This window comes from Chryseobacterium sp. HNCC26DJ240 (genome assembly GCF_057180485.1).
Window position 1 is genome coordinate 519,982 of record NZ_JBXUGK010000003.1, and the last position, 24,883, is coordinate 544,864.

23 protein-coding genes, 2 tRNA genes and 1 pseudogene are annotated in these 24,883 nt (G+C 35.7%); 13 read left to right on the forward strand and 13 right to left on the reverse strand.

From position 1 onward, the window contains the following. Positions 1-190 precede the first annotated feature (190 nt). Positions 191-2,302, reverse strand: a complete 2,112-nt coding sequence (locus AC2A1G_RS08505) for a prolyl oligopeptidase family serine peptidase (protein ID WP_484046489.1) — start codon at positions 2,300-2,302, stop codon at positions 191-193. Positions 2,303-2,584: 282 nt separating this feature from the next. On the opposite strand from AC2A1G_RS08505, the pseudogene AC2A1G_RS08510 reads away from it, so the two are divergent. Then, positions 2,585-2,830: pseudogene (locus AC2A1G_RS08510) on the forward strand (AlbA family DNA-binding domain-containing protein); the annotation flags it as partial. A gap of 546 nt (positions 2,831-3,376) precedes the next feature. Then, positions 3,377-3,874, forward strand: coding sequence for an ATP-binding protein (locus AC2A1G_RS08515; RefSeq protein WP_484046517.1), 498 nt, complete (start codon positions 3,377-3,379; stop codon positions 3,872-3,874). A gap of 317 nt (positions 3,875-4,191) precedes the next feature. On the opposite strand, the gene AC2A1G_RS08520 is transcribed toward AC2A1G_RS08515, so the two are convergent. The 3 genes from AC2A1G_RS08520 to AC2A1G_RS08530 all read right to left on the reverse strand — a co-directional run bounded on the left by AC2A1G_RS08520 (position 4,192) and on the right by AC2A1G_RS08530 (position 5,658). Continuing rightward, positions 4,192-4,266, reverse strand: a tRNA-Val gene (locus AC2A1G_RS08520). Between the two features lie 33 nt (positions 4,267-4,299). Next, positions 4,300-4,374, reverse strand: a tRNA-Val gene (locus AC2A1G_RS08525). A 39-nt stretch (positions 4,375-4,413) separates the two neighbouring features. After that, positions 4,414-5,658: a bifunctional folylpolyglutamate synthase/dihydrofolate synthase gene (locus AC2A1G_RS08530; protein ID WP_484046490.1), complete on the reverse strand. Its 1,245-nt coding sequence runs from the start codon at positions 5,656-5,658 to the stop codon at positions 4,414-4,416. A gap of 98 nt (positions 5,659-5,756) precedes the next feature. Here AC2A1G_RS08530 and AC2A1G_RS08535 point away from each other — a divergent pair, with 98 nt between their 5' ends. Genes AC2A1G_RS08535 through AC2A1G_RS08555 form a run of 5 tightly spaced genes read left to right on the forward strand, consistent with a single transcriptional unit; the run spans position 5,757 to position 9,970 of the window. Beyond that, positions 5,757-7,091: a TolC family protein gene (locus tag AC2A1G_RS08535; protein ID WP_484046491.1), complete on the forward strand. Its 1,335-nt coding sequence runs from the start codon at positions 5,757-5,759 to the stop codon at positions 7,089-7,091. Position 7,092: 1 nt separating this feature from the next. Continuing rightward, entirely contained in the window at positions 7,093-7,683 is a 591-nt protein-coding gene (locus AC2A1G_RS08540) for a SprT-like domain-containing protein (RefSeq protein ID WP_484046492.1), read from the forward strand. 3 nt (positions 7,684-7,686) lie between these two features. Beyond that, positions 7,687-8,769, forward strand: a complete 1,083-nt coding sequence (locus AC2A1G_RS08545) for a mannose-1-phosphate guanylyltransferase (protein ID WP_484046493.1) — start codon at positions 7,687-7,689, stop codon at positions 8,767-8,769. A gap of 33 nt (positions 8,770-8,802) precedes the next feature. Beyond that, positions 8,803-9,468 (forward strand): hypothetical protein, encoded by a 666-nt coding sequence (locus AC2A1G_RS08550; RefSeq protein ID WP_484046494.1) that lies wholly within the window; start codon positions 8,803-8,805, stop codon positions 9,466-9,468. Further along, positions 9,431-9,970, forward strand: a complete 540-nt coding sequence (locus AC2A1G_RS08555) for a GNAT family N-acetyltransferase (protein WP_484046495.1) — start codon at positions 9,431-9,433, stop codon at positions 9,968-9,970. The genes AC2A1G_RS08550 and AC2A1G_RS08555 overlap by 38 nt, the downstream gene beginning before the upstream one ends. 204 nt (positions 9,971-10,174) lie before the next feature. Here the strand turns inward: AC2A1G_RS08555 and AC2A1G_RS08560 are convergent, their stop codons facing one another. From AC2A1G_RS08560 to AC2A1G_RS08585, 6 genes are all read right to left on the reverse strand, one after another. Continuing rightward, positions 10,175-11,476 carry a C2 family cysteine protease gene (locus tag AC2A1G_RS08560; protein WP_484046496.1) on the reverse strand — a complete coding sequence of 434 codons (1,302 nt, stop codon included), beginning with the start codon at positions 11,474-11,476 and terminating at the stop codon, positions 10,175-10,177. Between the two features lie 14 nt (positions 11,477-11,490). Next, positions 11,491-11,886: a hypothetical protein gene (locus tag AC2A1G_RS08565; RefSeq protein ID WP_484046497.1), complete on the reverse strand. Its 396-nt coding sequence runs from the start codon at positions 11,884-11,886 to the stop codon at positions 11,491-11,493. A 147-nt stretch (positions 11,887-12,033) separates the two neighbouring features. Then, a complete protein-coding gene (locus AC2A1G_RS08570) occupies positions 12,034-12,360 on the reverse strand; it encodes an SUF system Fe-S cluster assembly protein (RefSeq protein ID WP_056083710.1) in 327 nt (108 codons plus the stop codon). Between the two features lie 18 nt (positions 12,361-12,378). Further along, complete coding sequence (locus AC2A1G_RS08575; protein WP_484046498.1) at positions 12,379-13,071, reverse strand: 3'-5' exonuclease; 693 nt, start codon at positions 13,069-13,071, stop codon at positions 12,379-12,381. 83 nt (positions 13,072-13,154) lie between these two features. Beyond that, positions 13,155-13,502, reverse strand: coding sequence for a tRNA-binding protein (locus tag AC2A1G_RS08580; RefSeq protein WP_484046499.1), 348 nt, complete (start codon positions 13,500-13,502; stop codon positions 13,155-13,157). Between the two features lie 41 nt (positions 13,503-13,543). Beyond that, a complete protein-coding gene (locus tag AC2A1G_RS08585) occupies positions 13,544-14,536 on the reverse strand; it encodes a phosphotransferase (RefSeq protein ID WP_484046500.1) in 993 nt (330 codons plus the stop codon). Between the two features lie 130 nt (positions 14,537-14,666). Between AC2A1G_RS08585 and AC2A1G_RS08590 the strand changes: the two genes are divergently transcribed. Continuing rightward, positions 14,667-16,202 (forward strand): YifB family Mg chelatase-like AAA ATPase, encoded by a 1,536-nt coding sequence (locus tag AC2A1G_RS08590; RefSeq protein ID WP_484046501.1) that lies wholly within the window; start codon positions 14,667-14,669, stop codon positions 16,200-16,202. A gap of 64 nt (positions 16,203-16,266) precedes the next feature. Here the strand turns inward: AC2A1G_RS08590 and AC2A1G_RS08595 are convergent, their stop codons facing one another. From AC2A1G_RS08595 to AC2A1G_RS08605, 3 genes are read right to left on the reverse strand one after another with little or no spacing between them, the layout of a single operon-like run. Then, positions 16,267-17,427, reverse strand: coding sequence for an FtsX-like permease family protein (locus tag AC2A1G_RS08595; protein ID WP_484046502.1), 1,161 nt, complete (start codon positions 17,425-17,427; stop codon positions 16,267-16,269). A gap of 5 nt (positions 17,428-17,432) precedes the next feature. Continuing rightward, the gene (locus AC2A1G_RS08600; RefSeq protein ID WP_484046503.1) at positions 17,433-18,080 is read right to left on the reverse strand and encodes an ATP-binding cassette domain-containing protein; all 648 of its coding nucleotides are present in this window, start codon (positions 18,078-18,080) and stop codon (positions 17,433-17,435) included. Beyond that, positions 18,073-19,506: a hypothetical protein gene (locus AC2A1G_RS08605; RefSeq protein WP_484046504.1), complete on the reverse strand. Its 1,434-nt coding sequence runs from the start codon at positions 19,504-19,506 to the stop codon at positions 18,073-18,075. Before AC2A1G_RS08605 ends, AC2A1G_RS08600 begins: the two co-directional genes overlap by 8 nt. A 582-nt stretch (positions 19,507-20,088) precedes the next feature. On the opposite strand from AC2A1G_RS08605, the gene AC2A1G_RS08610 reads away from it, so the two are divergent. The 5 genes from AC2A1G_RS08610 to AC2A1G_RS08630 all read left to right on the forward strand — a co-directional run bounded on the left by AC2A1G_RS08610 (position 20,089) and on the right by AC2A1G_RS08630 (position 24,740). Further along, complete coding sequence (locus AC2A1G_RS08610; protein ID WP_484046505.1) at positions 20,089-20,838, forward strand: hypothetical protein; 750 nt, start codon at positions 20,089-20,091, stop codon at positions 20,836-20,838. Between the two features lie 10 nt (positions 20,839-20,848). Further along, positions 20,849-22,240, forward strand: a complete 1,392-nt coding sequence (locus AC2A1G_RS08615; RefSeq protein WP_484046506.1) for an RtcB family protein — start codon at positions 20,849-20,851, stop codon at positions 22,238-22,240. A 216-nt stretch (positions 22,241-22,456) separates the two neighbouring features. Beyond that, on the forward strand, positions 22,457-23,155 hold the full coding sequence (prfH, locus tag AC2A1G_RS08620; protein ID WP_484046507.1) for a peptide chain release factor H: 699 nt from the start codon (positions 22,457-22,459) through the stop codon (positions 23,153-23,155). Continuing rightward, complete coding sequence (locus AC2A1G_RS08625) at positions 23,142-23,648, forward strand: tetratricopeptide repeat protein (protein ID WP_484046508.1); 507 nt, start codon at positions 23,142-23,144, stop codon at positions 23,646-23,648. The genes prfH and AC2A1G_RS08625 overlap by 14 nt, the downstream gene beginning before the upstream one ends. 378 nt (positions 23,649-24,026) lie before the next feature. Then, positions 24,027-24,740: a C40 family peptidase gene (locus AC2A1G_RS08630; protein ID WP_484046509.1), complete on the forward strand. Its 714-nt coding sequence runs from the start codon at positions 24,027-24,029 to the stop codon at positions 24,738-24,740. Positions 24,741-24,883: the final 143 nt, after the last annotated feature.

The window sequence follows — 24,883 nt, forward strand, 5'->3', positions numbered from 1 at the left end:
CTTTGAAATCTTCACATTTTTTTCTCTGACTATTACCATAATTCATTAATTGTAATTTTCAGTAATATTGCTGATACCGTAAAAGTAAATATTGACAATACCATTTTTTCATCTTATAAATTGATATTAAAAATAGTTTTAAAAAAAATGAGCATCAAATTTGACGCTCATTTTTTATGTTAAGTAAGATTTATTTTATCAGCTTTGTTATCCCCATTTCGTACAGCGCAAAAGAAATCAAATCCGCATTCTCACTAATCACCTGATCTGTTGCTCTTCCCGCGCCATGACCTGCATTTTTCTCGATTCTTACCAAAATCGGGTTGGCACACTTCTGTTTCTCCTGCAATTCTGCGCCGAATTTAAATGAATGTGCCGGAACCACTCTGTCATCATGATCACTTGTAATAATCATCGTTGACGGGTAACAGGTTCCTGCTTTTACATTATGAACCGGAGAATAGGATTTTAAATAATTAAACATTTCCTTATTGTCTTCGGCTGTGCCGTAATCGTAAGACCAGCCTGCACCAGCTGTGAATTTGTTGTATCTCAACATATCCAAAACGCCCACTCCCGGGAAGGCTACTTTAGCCAAATCAGGACGCATCGTCATAGTTGCACCTACCAACAATCCTCCGTTTGATCTTCCGGAAAGTGCCATGTATTCTTTAGAAGTATAACCTTTAGCTTGAAGGTATTCTCCAGCCGCAATGAAATCTTCGAATACATTTTTCTTCACCATTTTGGTACCTGCGTCGTGCCATTTTTTACCATATTCACCACCGCCACGGATGTTTGGAACAGCGTAAATCCCGCCATTTTCCATCCAGATTGCGTTGACTACAGAGAAAGAGGGTTGCAGGCTGATGTTAAAGCCTCCATAAGAATACAACATCGTTGGGTTTTTTCCGTCGAGTTTAATTCCCTTTTTGTAATTGATCATCATCGGAACTTTTGTGCCGTCCTTTGAAGTGTAAAAAACCTGCTCAGAAACATAATCTTCAGGATTAAATTTCACTTTTGGTTTCTGATAGACTTCAGATTTTCCGCTGTCTGCATTGAATTTATATGTGGTTCCGGGTGTAATGTAATTGCTGAAAGAATAATACATTTCCTTCTCCGCCTTTTTCCCTCCGAAACCTCCAACGTTTCCTTTTCCTGGAAGTGCAATTTCTCTGATGAGTTTTCCTGTTTTGTCGAACTGTTTCACTTTGTCAATCGCATCCACCATGTATGTTGCAAAGAAATAACCGCCACCGCCGGAAACGCTCAATACATTTTCTGTTTCTGGAATTACATTTTTCCATGTTGCAGGAGCCGGATTTTGGATGGTTGTTTTTACCAAACGCATATTCGGAGCGTCTTTATCGGTAAAGATGTAGAGATTATCGCCGTCTGTATCAATGATGCTCGCGTTGATATCAAAACCACTGTTGATCTGGACAAAATCGCCGCCTTTTTTTAAATCTTTAATATAGACTTCATTTCCGTTGGTCGCATTTGCTGCGGAGATAATCAAATACCTTTCGTCTTCAGAAAGGTAAGCTCCTAAATATCTTCTCGGTGTTTTTTCGCCCCCGAAAATCAACTGATCAGCAGATTGTTTTGTTCCTAATTTGTGATAGTAAACCTTGTGTTTATCGGTCATTCCGGAAAGTACCGTTCCTTCTTTCGGCTTGTCATAGCTTGAGTAGTAAAAACCTTCATCGCCCTTCCAAGCAACACCGCTGAACTTTACATCAACAATCGTTTCGTCTATTTGTTTTTTGGTCAGCGCATCGATAATGATGATTTTATTCCAGTCGCTTCCGCCTTCTGAGATAGAGTAGGCCGCCAGATTCCCTTTTTTGTTAAAAGACAGGTTGGCAAGCGAAGTTGTTCCTTTTTCCGAAAATTTATTTGGATCTAAAAACACCTCCGTTTCTTTGGTTTTGTTATTTGTTCTGTACAAAACAGATTGCGCCTGAAGTCCGTTATTTTTATAATAATATGTATAATCGCCTTCCTTGAAGGGTGCTCCGATTTTTTCGTAATTCCAGATGTCTGTCAGTTGCTTTACAATGTCCTGTCTGAAAGGAATTTTAGCTAAATAATTCTGGCTGTAGGCAACTTCCTCGTCTACCCATTTTTTGGTAGGTTCAGAATCATTTTCCAAATCTCTGTATGGGTCTGCAACGGCAGTTCCAAAGTAAGTATCGGTCTGATTTCCTTTTATAGCTTTAGGATAATTCATTTTCTGGGAATAAATAGTAGCTGAAAATAATGCTCCAGCAGTTAGCAAAATCGGTTTAAAATTCATGATGAAGGATTTTCTCAAAAATAAGGAAAGTTGTGGGAATTAAAAAAAAATAAAAAAAATTAGATTTTGAAATTTATAATGTAGTTCAATAGTATTTTCTAATTTTGAATAAAATGTAATTATGACTAATTGGATAGAAACAGCTAAACAAATACTAACAAGGAGTCTAAGACCAATTCCACAAGAACTTAATGAATTGGATTGGAAAAGCGACCTGTCGGACAAAAGTGAGAGAATTGCGCAGCATATATCTGCTTTCGCGAATAATCAAACGGAGGCTATCTTGTATTTGGTGTAAATGATGATGGAATATCAAAAAATTTAGATAAATCTAAAATAGATGAGATTGTCAAAAAGCTTGGAAACATTGCAAGAAATAATTTAGCACAACCTATAGCAATTGAACACGCCGTAATTGATTACGAAGGCACTTCGATTTTGATTATTCATATTCCTGAACATATTGAAAAGCCTGTATATTTAAGAGGAAAAGATATGTTTCATAGTTATAAAAGAAGTGCAGGTCAAACTGTTAAAATTTCGAATTTGGAGGTTCGTCACATGTTAGCCGTTTCAACAGGAATTGATTTTGAAATGCAGGTGGCTATGAATAATATCACTGATGATGAAGTTATAAAATATATTGATTTTGATAGTTATTTTTCTCTCCAAGAAAAAAGACTTCCGGACACTAAGCAAGGATTATTACAAACACTTGCAATTGAAGATTTAATTAAGTCAGGAAATAATAGTAACTGGGATATTTTAAATTTAGGAGCTATACTTTTTTCAAAAGATATTAGAGAATTCAAAAATTTACAGCGCAAAGCTATCAGAGTTATTATTTATAAGGGTACGAGCCGTATCGACGCTATAAAAGAACAAGAAGGCGTGAAGGGATATGCTTCTGGATTTGAAGGACTTGTGAATTACATTATGGATCAGCTTCCGACAAATGAGATTATTGAAAATGCACTTAGGAGAAAAGTAAAAGTATATCCAGATGTTGCTATTAGAGAATTTGTAGCAAATGCTTTGATACATCAAGATTTATCTATTTCAGGAACAGGAATTATGATTGAAATTTTTGAAGATCGACTGGAGATTACTAATCCAGGTGTTCCTCTAGTTGATATTAATCGGTTTATAGATACAGCTCCGAAATCTAGAAATGAAAAGTTAGCATCACTTATGAGAAGATTGAATATTTGTGAAGAAAGGGGAAGTGGAGTCGACAGAGCTATTAGTGCAATAGAGATATTTCAATTGCCTGCACCTAAATTTATCAAAGGAGACGATTATACAAGAGTGATCATATACGCACCGACTCCATTGACTAGAATGAGTTCCGAAGACAGAATAAGAGCATGTTATCAACATACTTGTCTGAATTACATTAATAATCAATCTGTGAACAATCAGTCAGTCAGAAAAAGGTTTAATATATCGAAAAACAATGTATCATTTGCTTCTAAAATAATTACTGAAACTATTGATAGTGGATTAATAAAGCCAACTGACCCCGACAGTGCATCTAAAAAATTTGCTTCTTATGTTCCATATTGGGCATAATTCTATTTCATTACATTGTCCTAATTAGAAAGTAAGGTTATTTAATTATTTGATTTTCAGTACATTGTTTATTTCATTCGAAAATCCCTTTCATTTCCAATTAAATTATTAATAAAATTTGTTTATGTTAAAAGGAAAATTTATTTTGATTTTGGCCCTTTTAACTCGTAACTCCGATAATCAATGAATATCATTTTTCGGCTCAGTTTTAAACTTTTTGCCTAGTCCCCAAGTTTTAATACTGATCCCTGATCCACCATGAATAATGGAAAGTTATGGGAATAAAAAAAGTCTCCTAATAAATTAGAAGACTTTTGTGGGCCCTGAGGGATTCGAACCCCCGACCCTCTGGGTGTAAACCAGATGCTCTGAACCAACTGAGCTAAGAGCCCTGAATTTTTTTGAAAGGTTTCAGTAAACCTTTGTGGGCCCTGAGGGATTCGAACCCCCGACCCTCTGGGTGTAAACCAGATGCTCTGAACCAACTGAGCTAAGAGCCCTAGACGATTTCTCGTTTTGAGTGGTGCAAATATACACACTTATTTTATATCAGTCAAGTTTTTTTCTAAAAATTCTCCCACTACAAAGTTGCTTCCGCCAATAAATATCATTTCTTCATTTGTACATTTCTGTTTTGCAGAAAGATACGCGTCCTGCACCGAATCGAAAATTTTATAAAATATTTTTGAATTTTTCAGCAAAACTTCATAATCTAAAGGATGTCTTCCTCTTTCGATGTTAGGTTTTGAAAAATAGAACACAGAATTTTCGGGAAGAATCGACATCACGTCATCAATTTTCTTGTCGTTCACAAAACCTAAAACAATGTGTTTCCGTTTTGGAATTGAATTTAACTGTGAAAAAACATATTCCAGTCCGGCCTGATTGTGTCCTGTATCACAAATTGTAAGCGGATTTTGAGAAAATTCAAACCAGCGGCCGATGAAACCGGTGTTATGATGCACCTTTAAAAGTCCGTTTTTAATATTTTCATCTGTAATATTGAAATTCTGTTTCTTCAATTCATCAGCTAAAGCCAAAACAACTTTTATATTCTTTTCCTGATAGTTTCCTTTTAAGTCTGATTTCAAAGCTGTATTTAACAAAGTTGCATCGATGAAGGGCGCATTTTCGATTTCAGCTTTAGCTTTGATGATATTTCTTACCACCTCATTTTCATCTCCTGAAATAATCGGAACGTTTGGTTTAATAATTCCTGCTTTTTCAAAAGCGATTTCTTCAATGGTGTTTCCCAGAATATTCTGATGATCGAGCTGAACGTTGGTAATAGCCGAAACCAAAGGTTTAATGATGTTCGTAGAATCCAGTCTTCCACCCAGACCCACTTCAATAATTGCAAAATCCACATTTTTCTGATCAAAATATTCAAACGCCATGATGGTGGTGAATTCAAAAAAAGAAGGGAGGATATCTTCGGGCAGGGTTTTCAATTTTAAAATAAAACCATAGACAAATTCCTTGTCACAATTCTTACCGTTGATTTTTATTCTTTCAGTAAAATCTATTAAATGTGGAGAATTGTAAAGACCTACCGTATAACCGGCTTCCTGAAGAACTGAAGCCAGCATGTTGCTCGTAGAACCTTTGCCGTTGGTTCCTCCAATATGAATGCACTTTATTTTTTTCTGAGGATTGCCAAAAAAATCACACAATCTGGTGATGTTATCCAATCCTGGTTTGTAGGCCTTCTCGCCGTCAATCTGATAATTCGGAGCCTGTACGAAAAGCCATTCCACAGCTTCCTGATATTGCTGATTTGTCATGCCACAAAATTCCTGAAAGTTTTGTTAAAATAAAATATAAATTTTGCAGTTGCTGTAACTTTTTTGTCATCACTTCGTCTAATGTGAAAAAAGCTGATATGAAAAAATTTCTGATTCTTTTTGCGGGACTTTCTGTTTTGAGCATTAATGCTCAGAAAAAATGGTCACTGCGGGAATGTGTGGATTATGCCGTGAAAAATAATCTGCAGATAATTCAGAATGAATACAACAAACAAAATCAAGACGCAAACCTAAAAATTGCTAAAAACAATTATTTGCCAGCTGTTTCTGCCAACATGGGAAATACTGTGAGTTTTGGGCAAGGTTCTTTGGGAACAGGAAGTTTCCGTAATGACAGATTCAACAACAACGCCAACATCGGTGCAGACATTTTGGTCTATAATAATGGCAGACTTGAGAAAACCATCAGAAAAACAGAGTTTGACGTTCAAGCAAGCCAATACGACATTGAAACGATTAAAAACGATATTTCTTTACAAATTGCTCAGCAATATCTGAATGCACTTTTGAATAAAGAGATTGTGAAAATCAACCAAAGTGCAGTTTCTAATGCTCAGAAACAATATGACCGCTCCAAAGCAACGACTGATGTAGGAACAACAGCACAAACCGTTTTGGCAGAAGCCGCGGCAGCTCTGGCAAGAGAAAAACAAAATCTGAAAACCGCTGAAGTAAATGTTAGCAGGAGTCTTTTTGCATTAGCACAACTCCTCCAGCTTAAAGATTATAAAGAGTTTGATGTAGAAAACGTAGATGTATCTGATACGCTTTCACCACAATTGGTAAATGTAGATGAAGTTCTGTCAACAGCTTATGAGAATCAGCCTCAAATCAAAGCCGCTGAAAGCAGAATTAAATCTGCAGAAGCGCAAACTGTCGTTACGAGAACTGCATTTTACCCAACTTTAACAGCAAGTGTAGGTGTTGGAAGTTTCTACAACAACCTTTTAAATAAATATGATGCATTAGGTAATCCAAATATTAACCCTTCATTTTTTAACCAGTACAGTGATAACTTCGGCCAGCAGGCAGGTTTATCGCTTAATGTTCCGATTTTTAACAAAGGAATTACCAAACTTCAGGTGGAGCAGGCAAAAATTAATGAAAGTATTGCCAAAAACAATTACGAACAGCAGAAATTTGCTGTGAGACAAAGCGTTCAGCAGGCTCAGTTTGATGCAGATGCCAATTATGAAATTTATCTTGCCGCAACCGAAGCTGAGAAAAACACAAAGCTTTCTTTAGATTTTGCTGAAAAAAGTTACGCTGCTGGTCGTTCTACAATTTTTGATGTAAATATTGCGAGAAACAATTACGCAAACGCACAAGGTTCTGTAGCTCAGTCTAAATACAATTATCTTTTCAGCTTAAAATTATTGAATTTTTATGCAGGAATTCCTTTAAGTTTGTAGCATGTCTATTCAAACTCTGGAAAAATATTTGCCGGACAACTGTAGAAACTATTTAAAAAATTGGTTTTCAGACCATTCAATTCATATTAAAATTACAAGAGACCGCAGTTCTAAGCTTGGAGATTACAGGAAAAATCGTGATGGCTCACATGAAATTACCATTAATTCTACCTTACAGCCCGAACTTTTTTTCTTTGTTTTGACCCATGAGTTGGCGCATCTTATCGCTTTTGAAAAGTACGGACGAAGAATTGCTCCCCACGGAAACGAGTGGAAACACACGTTCAGATTGATGCTTTTGGAAAGTATTGATGTTTATAATGAAGAATTTAAATCTATTCTTGTTCATTTTTCGAGATCTCCGAAGGCTAATTTTATGGCGAGCCCGGAACTGGTGAAGTATTTTCGTTTTGAAAATAGTAATGATGAAGGCGTTTATGTAGAAAGTATTAAAAAAGGAGAAAATTTTATCTACCGAAATCAAAAGTATGTTTTAGAAGGTCTGATTAAAAAAAACTATCTTTGTAAGAACCTCGAAACGGGCAGAAAGTATTCTTTCAGGCCTTTGGCGAGGGTTCAAAATTGTAGTTAAAAAATGTCAACATCAAATCAATACTGCGTGATCATGGCAGGTGGCATCGGAAGCCGTTTCTGGCCATTGAGTACGCAAAAATTTCCAAAACAGTTTCAGGATATTCTCGGGACAGGTCGCACGATGATTCAGCAGACTTACGACCGCATCAGCAAAATGATTCCCAAAGAAAATATTTTCGTTATTACGAATAAAGAATACGTTACTCTTTCTCATCAACAGCTTCCGGAAATCCCAGAAGAAAATATTGTGGGAGAGCCGCTTGTGAAGAATACATCAGCGTGTAATCTTTATATGGCTAATAAAATCGGTGAGCTTAATCCTGATGCAACGCTTATTGTTTTACCCGCTGATCATTTAATTTTAAAGGAAGATGTTTTTCTTGAAAAGGCAAAACTTGCTTTAGATTTAGCTTCAAAAAAAGATTATCTGATTACCCTGGGAATTATTCCGACAAGACCGGAAACCAGCTATCGTTACATACAGTTTGTAGAAAACCAGCAATCTGATTTGTATAAAGTGAAGACGCTCACAGAAAAACCAATTTTAGAACTGGCAAATACTTTTCTTGAAAGCGGAGATTTCCTTTGGAATGCCGGAATTTTTATCTGGAACGTAAAAACGATAAAGAAGGCTTTTGAAGAATTTCTTCCGGAAATGACACAGCAATTTACTTCGTGTGAATACAATTCTGAAAGCGAAACAAGTTGTATTGAAACCATTTATCCTAAAATCCAAAAAATTTCGATTGATAACGGGATTTTAGAGAAGGCTAAAAATGTACACGTAATTTCTGCAGATCTTGGCTGGAGCGATCTTGGTACATGGAAATCTGTTTTTGAAAACAGTGAAAAAGACGAGAATAATAACGCTAATCCGCATAAACATTCACTTTCCTATAATTCTTCCGGAAACATCATTCATTTAAAAAACTTAAATAAAGCTGTTATCATAGACGGTTTGAACGATTTTATCGTTGTAGATACAGATAAGGTTCTTCTGATCTGCCCAAGAGATCACGATCAGCGCATTAAAGATTATGTTCTGGATCTGAAAAACCTTAAAAAAGGAGATAAATTCATGTAAAAAGTCGGCACTATTTCTGCTGCAGTTTGGTTTATGAAAATTTTAAAGAATACCGGAATTTTAATGCTGATGCTTATTTCAGCTGCCGTTTTTTCGCAGGAGAAAAAGAAACTTGCCAGTGTGCAGAATGTTTTGGCTCAAATAATTCCAAATGATAAATACGATTTTTGGGTATTGGTGTACAACGAATACGGCAAAAATAAGGAGGTAAAAATTTCGGGAACAAAAAAAGATTACCTGCCGCAGTTTGCGGGTTTTGACCTTACACCAAGTGAAGACTCCTATTTTTATATTGTGAATTCTAAAGGCGGGAAAATAAGTTACATTACTGAACTGAAAGATTTAAAATCATTCATCGGAAGCATAGATAATGCCGAAGAAGCAGCACTTTCAGCGGTTTTGGAGGGTTATATTATCGATGAAGAATTTGTAGACCTTGCCGCAAATTACCATCAGGATGCTAAAAATTACTATCTCGATTTAGGTAAAGTAACTTCTGTGGAATGCCCATACCAGAAAAAACATTTTACACTGACGGTCTCAAAAAGTTCTGGGAAAATTGAAAAAACTGAAGATAACGGATCTTACATCGAACTTTATAATAAAAAGTGCAAAAACAATCCGCGACTTTTAAAAATAGAAAAAAAGCCTGAACCAAAAGATGATCCCAAAAAACAGCCAGTCAAAACCCGAAGATAATTTTTTTGAAACCGAAAGACTTATCATTCGCCTTATCACTTTAGACGACGCACGGCTGATTTATTATCTTTATAATATGCCCAGTTTTTTAAAGTTTATCGGAAACAGACATATAACAAGCATAGATGTTGCCGAAAACTATATTGAAAACAGATTTTTCCCGCAAATCAATCGTTTGGGCTACGGAAATTATACAGTTATTTTAAAGGAAAGAAATATAAAAATTGGAGCCGTCGGTATTTTTGAGCGTGACGGATTGGATGTTTCAGATATTGGATTTTCTGTTCTGGAAGAATTTGAAGGAAAAGGCCTGATGTACGAAGCTGCCGCAAAAATAAAAGATGAGGTAATGAAGCGGTTTGGTTTAAAAAAGATCTCAGCGATTACTACAAAAGACAATATTTCTTCTCAGAAATTAATCGAAAAGCTGGATTTGAAATTCAAAAATTTCGTTACACTTCCCAATGAAACTGAAGAATTGATGTATTTTGAAACTGAGTAAACTATGATTTGTCACAATCTATTTAGTGAAAATCTTGTATTTCACTGTTGAGTTTACGGCTTTGTATAGCTTAAAAGCAATCAGAATTTAAAAATCTTTGTTTCACTTTGCGTTTAAATAAAAGTTATTCAGCAATTTTAAAAAAAACTCCCATAAAATAATCTATGGAAGTTTAAATATAAAAGTTAAGTTTGGTTTAAATCATTACTTCGCAACACCCATTCCTGCAAAATAGTATTTGAAGGCATTGATTTCCAGAGCGAAAACTCCGTCATTTCCAATCATGTTAATTGGTCTCCAGAAGCTGCTGTCGAAGAAACTGATGAGTCCCTGATAAGAATTTAAACCATTTGGTTCCGTTACTCCCCAAGGGTTTCTAAGGATTATATAGCTTTTATTATTGATAAACGCCCAGCCTAAAATGGTGTAAGCATGATTCGCCACAATATTTGAACCTGAATAATTTCCTGACCCGTAAGTCCACGCTACCATTGGATTGATGGTTTTCATACTCATAGAATTTTCTCTTACAATTCCGTACAGCTGGTCTGCAGTTCTTGCATTGGTATAATAATAAAACGGAGTTTTGTTGTTCAGCTGAGCGATTGCTTTTACAGGATCTCCGTAAGCAGTTTTTGTGATGTCCGGTTTGTCATCGGCAGTTTGGTTGATCCATTTTGCGAAAGCTTTTTCGTAAACGGCCGGCCAGATTTCTCCTGCATCATTACTTCTGCAATACACAGGATTGTTTGAAGTAGTGATAATTGTGCTGTCTGTTACTTCAATTAATTTGCTCGGTGCATCTTTTCCACCGCCTTTTGTGTAAAACTGAATCGCATTCACACGCTGCGTTTCTCCTGTTCCTGTAGCTCTCACTTTGTGCTCGATGGCATAAGGAGTTGCCCACGCCAAAGCTGCAATTGCAGAAATAAAATAGCAGTTTCCTACAGACCCCTGAATAGGATCGTTGAATTCTGTCACATCATTGAAAAAGTTTCCTCTGTCGCTCCAAAGACAGTTTGCCGGAGTCCATCCCAGGTTGAGATTTAAGTTTCCGAACACAATGTCTTTGATGACAGGCGAAACTGTAGTGTTGGTGATGGTGTTGTTCAGTTTTGGTACATTCAGAACAACTTTCACATCGCCTTTATCCAGTCTTGCGGTTTTTACCTCCACGTTGTCGATGTCTTTAATTCCTGCTTTGGAAAGATCTTTCAGGTTTTTGATGGTTGAAAAATTGATCGTTTCGAGTTTATCGGATGATCTCACTTTAATGTCTTCAACTTTCATCGTTTTCACCGTGTTGTCTTTAGCTAATTGTAAACCAGCGTACAGCGGAGAATTAAATTTAATGTCAAAAAGTTCGGAATAGTTTGTTTCTAAAGCCTGCTCCAGAACCTGAAACGATTTTGCGTCTGTCCAGTCAAATTTTCTTCCTGTAATTGCTTCTGTTAATGCGTAGGGATTGATTACTCCCACAAACATTTCTTTTGGTGCTTGATCCATGATAATAATTGTTTTTAATGGTTAATGAATTTGTTAATAGTGTTTAAAAAATCAGGGTTATAGAGATAGAGAAAGCGATTGAAAAGATTGATTCCCTCCAGATCGTCATTCTGAATAAAAGTTTTTTCAGACTTTCCGTTGCTGATTTGAATGCTGCGCTGGCTTCCGCCTGTCTCAGGAGAATTTGATTCAAAGATCTTGAGGTTGTGAATTCCTGCAATCAGCTGTTCCAGAATTAAAGTGTTGATCTTTTTAGTTTCCGAAAAAATATTCTTCTCATCAAGTTCATAGCCTTTGAAAACTTTTAATTCAGCAGTACCGCTGTCGGAAAAAATAAGCTCATAACGATAAGCGTACGCCGGCGGAACGCTTCCGTTGTTAAATGTTGCAATTACTTTCTTAGCTTCCATAACTCTAATTTGATATGCCAAAATTATGACTTTGCAACATTCACAATATCAGGGTTTTTACTATTTCTGCATCGTAAAAACACGGTAAACAAAAAAAGCTGCCACAATTGTGACAGCTTTCTGTATGTTTCAGCTAAATTTCAAATCTTAAAGCATTCCGAGCTCAAATTTTGCTTCTTCGCTCATCATATCTTTGTTCCAGCTTGGTTCAAAAGTAAGTTCGAGATCTACATCGTTTACATTTTCTACCTCTTTTACTTTATCTTTTACTTCCTGTGGAAGCGTTTCCGCTACGGGACAATTGGGTGTTGTAAGCGTCATGATAATTTTTACGTCAGCCTCTTCAGAGATCTGCACGTCGTAAATTAATCCCAATTCATAAATATCGACCGGAATTTCGGGATCATAAACCGTTTTTAATACACCAATTATTTCTTCACCAATATCTGCGATCTGATCGTCTGTAAATTTCATTTTTATGATTAATCTAAATTAAGAATACCTTTTCAACAAATCTTCCTGACGCATACGCCGGAAAATATTCGCCAAAGTTAAGACATCTTTTTCACAATAGTCTACAATTCTCTGCAAGTCTTTTTCAATGTAATAGATTGATGAAACCATTGAGCCGTCGATATCATCTTTGGGAGTTGGAATTCCGAAGACGTGGGCTAAAAGTTCCAGTGAAACAAAGCTTTTGTAATCTCCGAATTTCCACAGCTCCATTGTGTCGATGTGCGGAATTTCCCACGGTTTTTTTCCGAAAAGCTGAAATGGGGAAGGAGGTTGCATACCGTTTATTAAAAATCGTCTTGCAATCCATGGAAAGTCGAATTCTTTACCGTTGTGAGCGCAGAGAATTACATCCCGAAGTCGCATGCTGTTAAAAATTTCTCCAAATTCTTCCAGCAGAATTTTTTCATCGTCATTTGCGAAGCTTTTAATTTTCAAAGTGTCGTTTTTCTCAATCATTCCAATGGTAATGCAGATAATCTTGCCAAATTCTGCCATGATTCCGGCTCTTTCGTAAAAATCTTCAGGAGAAATTTCGTCTTTTCGCTGATATCTTGTTTTTTTGTCCCAAAGCGTTTGCTCAGTTTCGGGAATTTCGTTCCAGTTTCCGTATTGCGGAACAGTTTCTATATCGAGAAATAATACTTTTTCTAAAGGAATATTTTGAATCATATTTGTGTTTATTTTAAATAATATTATTAGTCATTAAACCTAACATGTTTTTAAATTCAGTTACATTTAAAATTTTGTTGAATCTATCCAACCTGCAAACCATTTTTAGTTGGTAAGGAAGGAGATAAAAGTGTTACATCTTTTGAATCTTCGCCATAAACACCCAAAACAAGGCATTCGCTAAAAAAATTGGCTATCTGTTTTTTCGGAAAATTGACGACCGCTAAAATCTGTTTACCTGCTAAATCTTCCTTACTGTAAAGAGTAGTGATTTGTGCCGCAGATTTTCTGATCCCAAGATCTCCAAAATCAATTTCCAGCTGATAGGAAGGATTTCTCGCCTTTTCAAAATCATTTACAGAAATAATGGTTCCGCAACGGATGTCTAATTTCTCAAAATCTGACCAGGTTATTTCGGGTTTAGTGTTCATTTAAATTTAATTTAAAATAAAAATACGGTAATTTTTTAAAATTATTCTATTTCGATGTTATTGTAGATCATCCATCGATTTAAATTTCCAACCATTCTTTTTAAATGGTCTTGGTTTAGGAAAATGTTTGTCCAAAATTCAAATCTATCACATTGCACACTTATGTAATAGGTCATAATTGCTAAACAGGCAAAAGGTAAAATTTCTTTTTCTTCAGGGCTGATTTTTGTTATCGTTTCGTAGCCTTTTAAAAAACTATCCGCCTTTGCTTGGTATTCCTCCTCGTTCAAATTTGTTGTAAAAAGTTGAAATAAAAAGTAAGAAATGTCAAAGCATAGATAGCCGTTTCCACAAAAGTCGAAATCAAAAAATGTTATTTCCTTTTCATTATTAATATGCAGATTGTCAAACCATACATCAAGATGAATACTTCCTGCTCTTATCTTTTGTGAATCAATACTATCAAGTTTTGAAGTCAAGAAAACAGATAGTTTTTCTAAAAATTCAATTTCACTGTCAGTTGTTTTGAAGAATTTTTTTATACTTAAAATTGAATTTGCAAGTAAGTTTTCAGAACTGTAAGAAATTCTTTTGAGAGAAAAATTTTCCGTCGATCGATGAACTTTTGCAAGCTCTTGCCCAATAATAAAACTTGTTTCTGGTGAGAATCTTGCTGTTTTTTCACCTTTTGCATAAGAAAATAAAACGCCATACCTTTTTCCTTCCGGAGCATCAATTTCCTGAATAAAATCCTTCGAATTTCCTTCTATTGGATAAGAAACTTGTGTATTCGAATCTTTTAAATGAAGCAAAAGTCTCAATTCTTCTTCGATTTCTAATTTAGTACGCCAATTGTGGGTATAAATTCTAAAAACGTATTTGCTTTTGCCATCCTGAACAATATATAAATGATTCATTGCAAGCCGAAAAATACTACATTCAGTTTTATCAGTCAGCTGATATTTCTGTTGAATAATTTTGCCAAGTTCGATGGGTGAGAGTGTACTATTTATTGCGGGAAATTTCTCTTTCATCAATTTTTGATTTTATAAATTCTTTATTAGAAAAGAAGCAAACAAAAATATTAAAATTTAGATTTAAAATTTAGCTAAAACTGTTTAGTACCACACGAATTTTTTTTAACTTTACTTAAAACACAGAATAATGCTGATCAAAATTTACGGAAGTGCCATCTTTGGAGTATCTGCTCAAACCATTACCATTGAAGTCAACATCGATACCGGCGGTGTCGGATATCATTTAGTTGGGCTTCCCGACAACGCTATCAAAGAAAGCAGTTACAGAATTTCTGCTGCACTGAAAAATGTCGGTTTCAAAATTCCCGGAAAGAAAATCACGATTAACATGGCTCCTGCAGATTTGCGAAAAGAAGGTGCAGCTTACGATTTGAGTATTGCCATGGGAATTCTGGTGGCTTCAGACCAGATTGTTGCTGAAGATATTAAAGATTACATCATCATGGGCGAACTTTCCCTTGATGGAAGTTTACAGCCAATCAAAGGAGTTCTTCCCATTGCCATTCAGGCTCGGGAAGAAGGTTTCAAAGGAATTATTTTACCGAAACAAAACACGAGGGAAGCGGCGATTGTCAATAATCTCGATGTTTATGGTGTTGAAAACATTAAAGAAGTCATTGACTTCTTTAATGACGGAACGCCTTTAGAAAAAACAGTTTTAGACACCAGAAAAGAGTTTCAGGATAAAATCAACTCATTTCCTTTTGATTTTTCTGAAGTGAAAGGTCAGGAAACCGCAAAAAGAGCCATGGAAGTCGCAGCAGCCGGTGGTCACAATATCATTCTCATAGGTCCTCCCGGAAGCGGAAAAACCATGTTGGCAAAAAGAGTTCCGAGCATTTTACCTCCCTTAACTTTAAAGGAAGCTTTGGAAACTACAAAAATCCATTCTGTTGCAGGAAAAATGGGAACAGAAACTTCTCTGATGACCGTTCGCCCTTTTCGCAGCCCACACCACACGATTTCAGATGTAGCACTCGTCGGTGGCGGAAGTTATCCTCAACCCGGAGAAATTTCGCTGGCTCACAATGGCGTTTTGTTTCTCGATGAAATGCCGGAATTTAAAAGAACCGTTCTTGAAGTCATGCGACAACCTTTGGAAGATAGAGAAGTGACGATTTCGAGGGCAAGATTTACTGTAAATTATCCTTCAAGTTTTATGCTGGTAGCTTCGATGAATCCCAGTCCAAGTGGCTATTTTCCGGATGATCCGAACAACACTTCCTCTGTTTTTGAGATGCAGAGATATATGAATAAGCTGTCCGGACCTCTTTTAGACCGAATTGATATTCATGTCGAAGTTCAAAAAGTGGAATTTGAGCAATTGGCCGAGAAAAGAAAAGGCGAAAAAAGTGAAGACATCAGAAAGCGGGTTTTAATTGCCCGTGAAATTCAGAATGAGCGGTATAAAGATTTGTCAATCAGCTACAATGCTCAAATCGGATCCCGTGAATTGGAGAAATTCTGTGAACTGGACGATACCTCTTTTAATCTCATTAAAATGGCAATGGAAAAACTGAATCTTTCTGCCAGAGCCTACGACAGAATTTTAAAAGTTGCAAGAACGATTGCCGATTTGGAAGAGTCTGAAAATATTTTATCCCATCATATTTCCGAGGCAATACAGTATAGAAGTCTGGATCGGGAATTTTGGAATGTTTAAAAAATTAATTTAAAAACATTTAGAAAAAACAAAAACGACCATCATACGACGGTCGTTTTTTCTGTTATATTTTCCAGCTTTTCAGCAGCCAGCGGTAAATCAGAATATTCACGAAGAAATAAACCAACAGTGGAATGATAATAATTACCGACCACAGAAAAGGATTCACATACATCGATAGCAAACCGTTGGAAACATCAGATTTTGCAATCAGATACTGTCCCAGAGCAATCAGGCCTAAACTTAAAATTAATACAAACATTAAGTTTAAACTGAATTTCCTGCTGATATCGCTTACCATTTTCTTTGGAGAATAGCCTAAGCTGTTTTTAATGGAAACTTCTTCCTGCTTTTCCAGAAACTGAATTTTTATAAAACTTACAATAATATAAAGGCATAAAGCGAAAATGAAAATCCCCAAAACAGCAATAACCTTTAAAACTAAAAACAGTTTCGACTTTATTTTTGCTGAACGGAGGCTTTCCTGATTCGATTCGTAACCGTTTTCTTTCATTTTAGAAACCAAACTTTCATCTCCGGAATCTTTCACCTGAACCAAAACTCTGTTGTAAATTTTAGGTTGACTGGCAAGCTCAGGTTTTGCAGTAAGATTCAAAGAATCAAGAAATTTTTTCGGAATCAGAACGGAATGAATTCTGTCTGAAAGTCCCACCATTTTTCCTCTGTACGTTTTGTTTTCCTTATTGATTGTAATATTGATATTGACTTCAATTTTCTTGGCAAAATCCTCAGAAATCTGTGGCAAGCCCTGGTTGATGGCAAATCCGTAATTATAAAGATTCAGATATTCCCTTGAAATAATAATTGGAATTTCGTCTCCTTTTACCTGAAATTCTTCTTCTTTTAAAGGAACATCAATTGCTTTCAAATCTACGCTTTCAAAATAAAGATCAGTGTAAAAAGGAATAAAATCTCCTCCATTTGCCGAAGCTTTAAACTCGTTGGCAGAAAAAGGGTAAATGTTTTCAACCTCAGTCCATTTTTTTATCTTGGCAATATCATTTTCATTAAAACCCAAAAGCTCTTTCCTTCCGATATTATCCGGAGTCAGTTTTTTACTGAATGTGAGCCAGTAGTTGCTGTCACTGCTTTTGCTTCCGAAAAGGCGGTTGGCATTTTCATACAGCTGCAGACAGGACAAAACCAAAATAAAGGCAATGAACAGTCCGGCATACAGAATAAGTGAATTAAAAATTTTCTTCATAGCATTTATAGATGAAGAATTAGATAATTATGCTCAAAAGGAAACTCATTGAGCTCAAAAAAGATCACCGAACTTCCGCTTTCTTCAGAAACTTCGTTAATGAGAGAAAAAGCAATCATTTTATTATTGATATCCAAATGACTGAAACATTCATCGTAAATCAGAAAATCTGTAGGATTGATCAGGCTTCTCACAATAGCGCTTCGTTGACGTTCTCCATAAGAACAGTTTTCAGCTTTCTTGTTGAGAAGTTTTTCAATTCCCAGTTTTCTGGAATACTCTTCCATTTTTGGTAAGAATTGCTTTCTGTCTTTATTAAAAACACGTAGAAGAATATTTTCAGAAATCGTCAGGTTTTTAATCATTCTCACATCCTGAAAAAGCAGGCTGATACCCTGCTTTCTATGCTCTACAATTTTTTCGAGATGCATTGTTTTCACAACTTCCGTTCCGTATTTTATCTCTCCTTCATACTGAAAATGAGTTCCGAGCATTGCCGTCGCAAGAGTAGATTTACCACTCCCAGACGGTGCAATGATCAGATTTTTTTTACCTCTTTCAAAAGTTACATTTCGATTCCAGATTTGAGAATCTTCAATGTTTTTCGGGGTAAAATATTTTGGCGAAATATTATTTAAAACAATATTAGTCATTCATCAATAAATAATACAGTGCGTTTTCGTCTTTCTTATCAAGTGTAAATACAGATTTTGAAAGCAGATTTCCACCATCTTCCTTAGATTCGTTGGTCATGTTGATAATCTTCACCGGCGGATTTTCTCTTTGATTGTAATCTTTACCGTCAGACCAAGAATAAGACATCACACCGGATTTTTTATCTAAACTTGAATTTTTTCCTGCTTTTTTACCTTGAAACTGAGCAAGAACCTCCGGATTGTCAGACACAATTACCTGATTGTCTGTTACCATGTATTTTTTACCGGCAGAAGTAAGATATTGATCCATTAGACTTGTTAATATCGCTTTGTTTTTTGAGTTAAATCCTAAAACAATGGCATTGTCTGATCTGTAATTGTAATAATCTGCAGTGTCCTGTTTTATTTTGAAATCTACAAAAGCATAATCTCCTGTAAAAGTCGAAGTAATATCTTCAAGATTTTTATTGCTTGAAGCAAGATAATGGTTTACCGTAGCCTCAAAACCAGCTTCCTTAACAAGATATTTCATAAAATCTAAGCTGAAAAATCCGATAGTGTAAGATTTTGCATTGTCAAGCTCTACATTTTTTACAAGGTCGTAGTTTACTTTATTTTTATCATAATATTTCTCCACAATTTTCTTCATATCGCTATTGAAGAACGTCTTCGTAGCCATTTCAGCCTTTCCTTTGTCAAAATTAAAATCGAAACCGATTCCGGAATCTTTAATAAGTTTGTTAATAGCAAGTGTTTCGATATATCCTTTTGATGCAAAACTCGCTACAGCAGCAAGGTTTACCCATCCGCTTACGTCTTTATCGCTTACAAGAGAATTGTTGACCTGCTCTTTAATCGCGGCACTTTTTGTTCCCTTTCTTGCCCAGAAATCTGTGAAATATTTGTCATTAATTCTTTCAGAACCCTCAGGTATATTAGAATCGTATCCTCCATAAGGATTGTAAGCTCTTTCGCTGACCATGATGGCCATTTCGCCTTTCATGCTCCCTGCCAATTTACCGTCAATAAAGATTTTGTCTTTGCTGTCGATGGTTACTTTAGATTTAGTAAGATCAGACATGCTTTTTTGGAATTTTGCTTTGTCGCTGATCCACATAAAAGCTTTAGCATCAAATTCAGAATTCGTTTTTCCCTGATCAACAATAAGATAAAGAGGTTTGTCGATGTCGATTCCAGACTCTTCAGGCTTATTTACCAATTGTAAAAACAGTTTTTCTTCTGCCTGAATATTTTTTTTCTCCTTTAAAATTTTATCTACTGGAATTTTGTTCGAAATTTCTTTCAGATTTACTCGGGATATTCCCAAAGTAGTGTCAGTAGTGTAAGTTAAGATTTCATCATTCTTGTTAGAATTACAAGAAAAAAGTAGTACCAGTGCAAATGCACAAAGTAAAGTTTTCATTAAAGTGCTTTTCATAAATGTTTGAGTTAAGGGAACAAATATAACATTTTGTATCACATGGAAATCATGATAACGTGAAAAAAAAATAAAATTTTATTTAGAGTTTCAAAAAAAACAATATCTTTGCATCTGAAAATCAAGTTTAACCATTAAAAAAACAACGAAGCATGTTCAGATACAACTTACATTCAACAGTAGGATTGCCTTTTGCAAAGGCGGGGCTTCGTGGTTTGGTACATTCTTAGAACAACAGTATAATGATATATCAAAACCCGAAGTCGTAAGATTTCGGGTTTTTTATTGCGCAATATTTCAAACTCAAAACAGTTTCCCCGAAATCATTTTTTTTATTAGGAGCTTAATCCCGCTGTCCACTGTATCTTTTTAGTCATTGCGAACAAAGTGAAGCATCTGTTGAGCTTTTTCTCACCCGCAATGACAAAAAAGGATGCCGTTACCATCGGGGCTAAGACAAACTCCTGCCATCAAACGAACAGTCAACTATAAATTCAGTTGATTAAGATTTAATGTGATTTATTGAAGTCTTACTTGCAATATCCCACCTCTAAATTCTAAAAACAAATGGAAAAAGATAATCTTTTGTTTTTCAGATTACGAAGCCTGAGAAGCAAAAAAAGAATCATAAAAAAAGATGTAGAAAAACAGATCAGAAAAAAGTATAAACATCGTGATGAACTTTTTGAATTAAGAAGGAAGATTCCTTTAATGCCTCTTCAACAGCCTTATCAAAAGGGATTTGTACGGTTTTTCGTTGTAAGAGATGATGTGAAACGTTCCAAAGACGCAGATTTTTTCGAAGGAATTTTGAACAAAATCAATACAAAAATGTATTCTCCAACACGAAAGTTCTTAAAAAAGAAAAGAAAATACGGACGGAGAATTTATGTCGACAGGGAACAGAAACTTATTCAGCTTTCATTTCATCAATGGAACGATCCAAAATTGGCATTAACAGTCAGAGAAAAACAATATTTCCTGAAAAGAGAAAATTATTTCCCTGTCAGAAAGAAACACAATGTTTATTATGAATTCATTGAGCCATGGAGATTTATATTAAGAGTAAAACCAAATATGATTACTCATTATAAGCCTTTACATTCAGATTTAGAAAAAGAAATTCACGAATTGGATTCTTATTTAAATCAGCAGAAAATTCAGGGAATTGTCCATAAAACAATTTATGGAAGGTCAAATTCCTGGAATTATGAATACAAAACTGATTTGATGGAAAGTATAAAACACTTTCACTACAAAATGTCTGCAACAAAGTTTGCGGAGAGTCTTGAGGACGGAAACGTTCTCCAATTTTAAAACAAAAACAATGGGAAATTTAAAACTTAAAGGAAAAGATATATTAAAATTAGGCTATCCAAACAATCAGAGTGTCAACATCGCTTTGGAAGTCATGAAGAGAAATTTTGCAACCAAAAATATTCATTATGTGAAATCTCTTCTCAAGGAAATCCACCAAAATCCGGAGAACTTCGAGAAAGATTTAACCTTCGGACAAATCGCAGAAGCTTTGCTTTCATCAAAGAAAACCGAGAAAAGAATGCTCAGCACCAACCGAGCTTCATTTCAAATTTTCGGAAACAATATTTCTGATGAAGCAAAAAACCAACTGTACACCGCACTGAAACTGCCGATTGCAACGCAGGGAGCTTTGATGCCCGATGCACACAGTGGTTACGGACTTCCAATCGGTGGCGTTCTCGCGGTAGAAAATGCTGTAATTCCTTACGGAGTCGGGATGGATATTGGTTGCAGAATGTCGCTCAGTATTTTGGATACGCCAATTTCATATCTCGACGGCTCAAAAGACAAATACGAAAAAGCGCTTGCCGAACACACCAAATTCGGGATGTACGAAACGCACAAATCTCACATTGACCACGAGATTTTCGACAGAGACACGTTTGATTTAATTCCGATTTTGAGAAGATTAAAAGGAAAAGCCATCAAACAGATGGGAAGTTCCGGCGGTGGAAATCACTTTGTGGAATTCGGTGAAGTAGAAATTACGGAAGAAGACCAACAAATCAATCTTCCGAAAGGAAAATACCTCGGAATCCTTTCACACAGCGGTTCTCGTGGTTTGGGAGCAGAAATCGCTCAGTATTATTCCAGAGTGGCGACCGAACAATGTCCGTTACCAAAAGAAGCGCAGAACTTCGCTTGGCTTGACTTGAACACGCATCTCGGTTTAGAATACTGGACAGCGATGAATCTCGCAGGAGATTATGCTTCGGCCTGTCACGACGATATCCACAGAAGACTGGTGAAAGCAGTCGGCGGAAGAGTAAAAGCAAGAATCGAAAACCATCACAACTTTGCGTGGAAAGAAATCCACAACGGAAAAGAAGTGATAGTTCACAGAAAAGGCGCAACTCCAGCCAACGAAAACGAGCTGGGAATGATTCCCGGTTCGATGACGGCAAAAGGTTTCATCGTCCGAGGAAAAGGAAATCCGGATTCACTGAACTCGGCTTCTCATGGCGCAGGAAGAGCTTTTTCGAGAGGAGAATGCAGAAACATGTTCACTCAAAATGACATTAAGAAAGAATTAAAACTCAAAAATGTCACGTTGATGAGCGGAAATGCCGAAGAAGCACCAATGGCGTACAAAGACATCAACGAAGTGATGAACGCACAAAGTGAGTTGGTGGATATTCTCGGAACTTTTCAACCTCGAATTGTGAGAATGGATAAATAATGATTGATGTTGGATGCGGGATGTTGGGTGTTTGATGTCAAATACCTGCATTTTAATTCTTTCGAAAATCACTAAATAATTTATAACAAATAGTAATAAAAAGGAGAAAAACCATAGCCCCGATTGCAGCGGCATCCTTTTTTTTGCGCGGGCTTGCAAAAAAGCGAGGGCAAAAAAAGATACAGCGGAAAGCGGGATTAAGCTCCTAAAAAAACAATGGACAAAATAATACAAATAACCTCGGGAAGAGGACCTTTGGAATGTCAGTGGGTAGTTGCCAAAGTTCTGAAGGTCTTTCTTGAGGAAGTAAAACAAAATAAAATCGATTACGAAATCATTCACCGTGAAAATGGTGATGAAAACCTGACTTTGAAATCTGCGACCTTATTATTAAAAGGAAAAGAGGTCAGTGAATTTCTAAAAAATTGGCTCGGAAGCATTCTTTGGATTGGGAAAAGTACTTTTAGAAAATTCCACAAAAGAAGCAATTGGTTTATCGGGATTTTTGAACTGGAAGGTTTGGAGAAAATGGATTTTAATGAAAAAGAAATTCAGTTTCAGACCGCGAGAAGTCAGGGAAGCGGCGGACAAAACGTGAATAAAGTGGAAACTGCAGTTCGTGCAACTTATCCAAAAACCGGACAAAGTGTTTTCGTGCAGGATTCCCGTTCGCAGTTGGAGAATAAGAAGATTTCCATTATTCGTTTGAAAGAAAAAGTAATGGAATTTCACATTCAGCAATTGGAAAAACAAATGCAGGAAACGTGGAACAATCATTTGAATGTTCAGAGAGGAAATCCGATTCGGACATTTTCCGGAAACGATTTTAAAAAGAATTATCAGGAGAAATCTTTTAAAAAAGAGAGAAAAATTCTGAAAAATGAATTAAAAAACTACAGAAATGACCTTAACTAAAAGTAAATATTATTTTGAAGCGCTGGATAATTATCCATACAGCTTGCCGGATTGTCTTGAAGCGTTGAATTATGCGCTTTCCTACGATCCTGAAGATGCAGATTCGCTTTGTCTGATGGGAAGAATCTACAGTGAAATGCTCATCGATTATGAAAAAGCAAAACTCTATTTCGAGGAAGCTATGCAATGTGACGTCACGAATCTGAATACGCCAAAATACTACATCAAATGTCTTTTGGATAACGAAGATTTGCAGGAAGCAGAAAAACTGATTACTTATTCTTTGAAAATAAAAGGGATTGACAAGTCAGTTTTATGGTTTTACAGAGCTTTGCTTTCCGAATTGAGAGGAAGTTTTTCTAATGCATTAAAGTTTTTAACAGAAGCGGAAAAGTATTGTTTCACATCTCAAAGTCTGGATTGCATGAAAAGCCGCAAGAAATTTATAAAATCTAAAATGCCAAAGAAAGTTAAGAAGAAGGAGACGAAATAAGTCTCCTTTTGTTTATACATTTTAAGGCTCAAATTTTACGATTTCAAAATACTTAAACGTATTATATATAAGGATAGGATTGTGAAAAAGATGAAATTTATTTTAAATTACTGATTAACAATACTTTGTGTTATTTTAATATGCTCTCTTATTAAACAAATGTTTTGATATGTTAAAAAACCTTAATAAAAAAAACCGCTCGACGTCCATTTACGGGCTTCAGCGGTTTTAATTGCTTTAACATAGTTAATAAATATGTTAAAGTGTGTTAAATGCAATCGTTGTAAGTATGAGTTTCGACATGTTTTTAATGTGAATCGATACTTTTGTAACGCTTTAAAAATAAAAGACAACGTTTAACACGGAAATAATTTATCTATGAAGAAAAAAGTTTTGTTGTATTTAGTGATGCTGATTTCTACTGTAAGTTTACAGTCTTGTGTTACTAACTATGTAGTTTCAAAACCAACAACCTATCTTAAAGACAACAAATCAGATGCCAATTATGCGGCAGTTGAAAGCAAAAGATTGGAAATGGATAAAAAGCAGCTAATCAGCTCTTTTGTAACTGAAAAAACAGTAGCATTGTCCAACGCAAAAAACAAATTGAAGAATTCTGAAATTGCTAAGGCAATAAAATATAATAAGGTAATAGACAACATCCTTACAGAAGCAGAAACTTATTTGGGAACTCCTTACAGATACGGAGGCACCACCAGAAATGGAATTGACTGTTCAGCATTCGTGTTATCAGTTTTCGGTGCTGCAGCAAGCCTTACATTGCCAAGAGTGGCAGCATCTCAGGCGCAGGAAGGAGAATCTATTGATAAAACTGAGTTACAGAAAGGAGATTTAGTTTTCTTTTCACACGGAAGAAGAATTTCTCACGTAGGAATAGTAGAAAGTATTTCAGAAGATGGCGACATTAAATTTATACATGCCGCAACATCAAAAGGAGTCATGGTTTCTTCATTAAGTGACTCTTATTGGGGACCGAAATTCAGATTTGCAAAGAGAGTAATCGACGAGAACGGAGACAACTATAATGCAGCAGCAAAATTAGCCTCACAAGCATCTCTGCCAAATTTTTAAAACTAAATAATTGATATTTAAAAAGAGACTGAATTTTCAGTCTCTTTTTTTTTTGGGGGTATAATTTATTGTAAAATATTTTTTCTATTTGTTTTTACTGCATTATTACTTTAAATTTTTTCAACCTAAGATTTTTCTCCTTT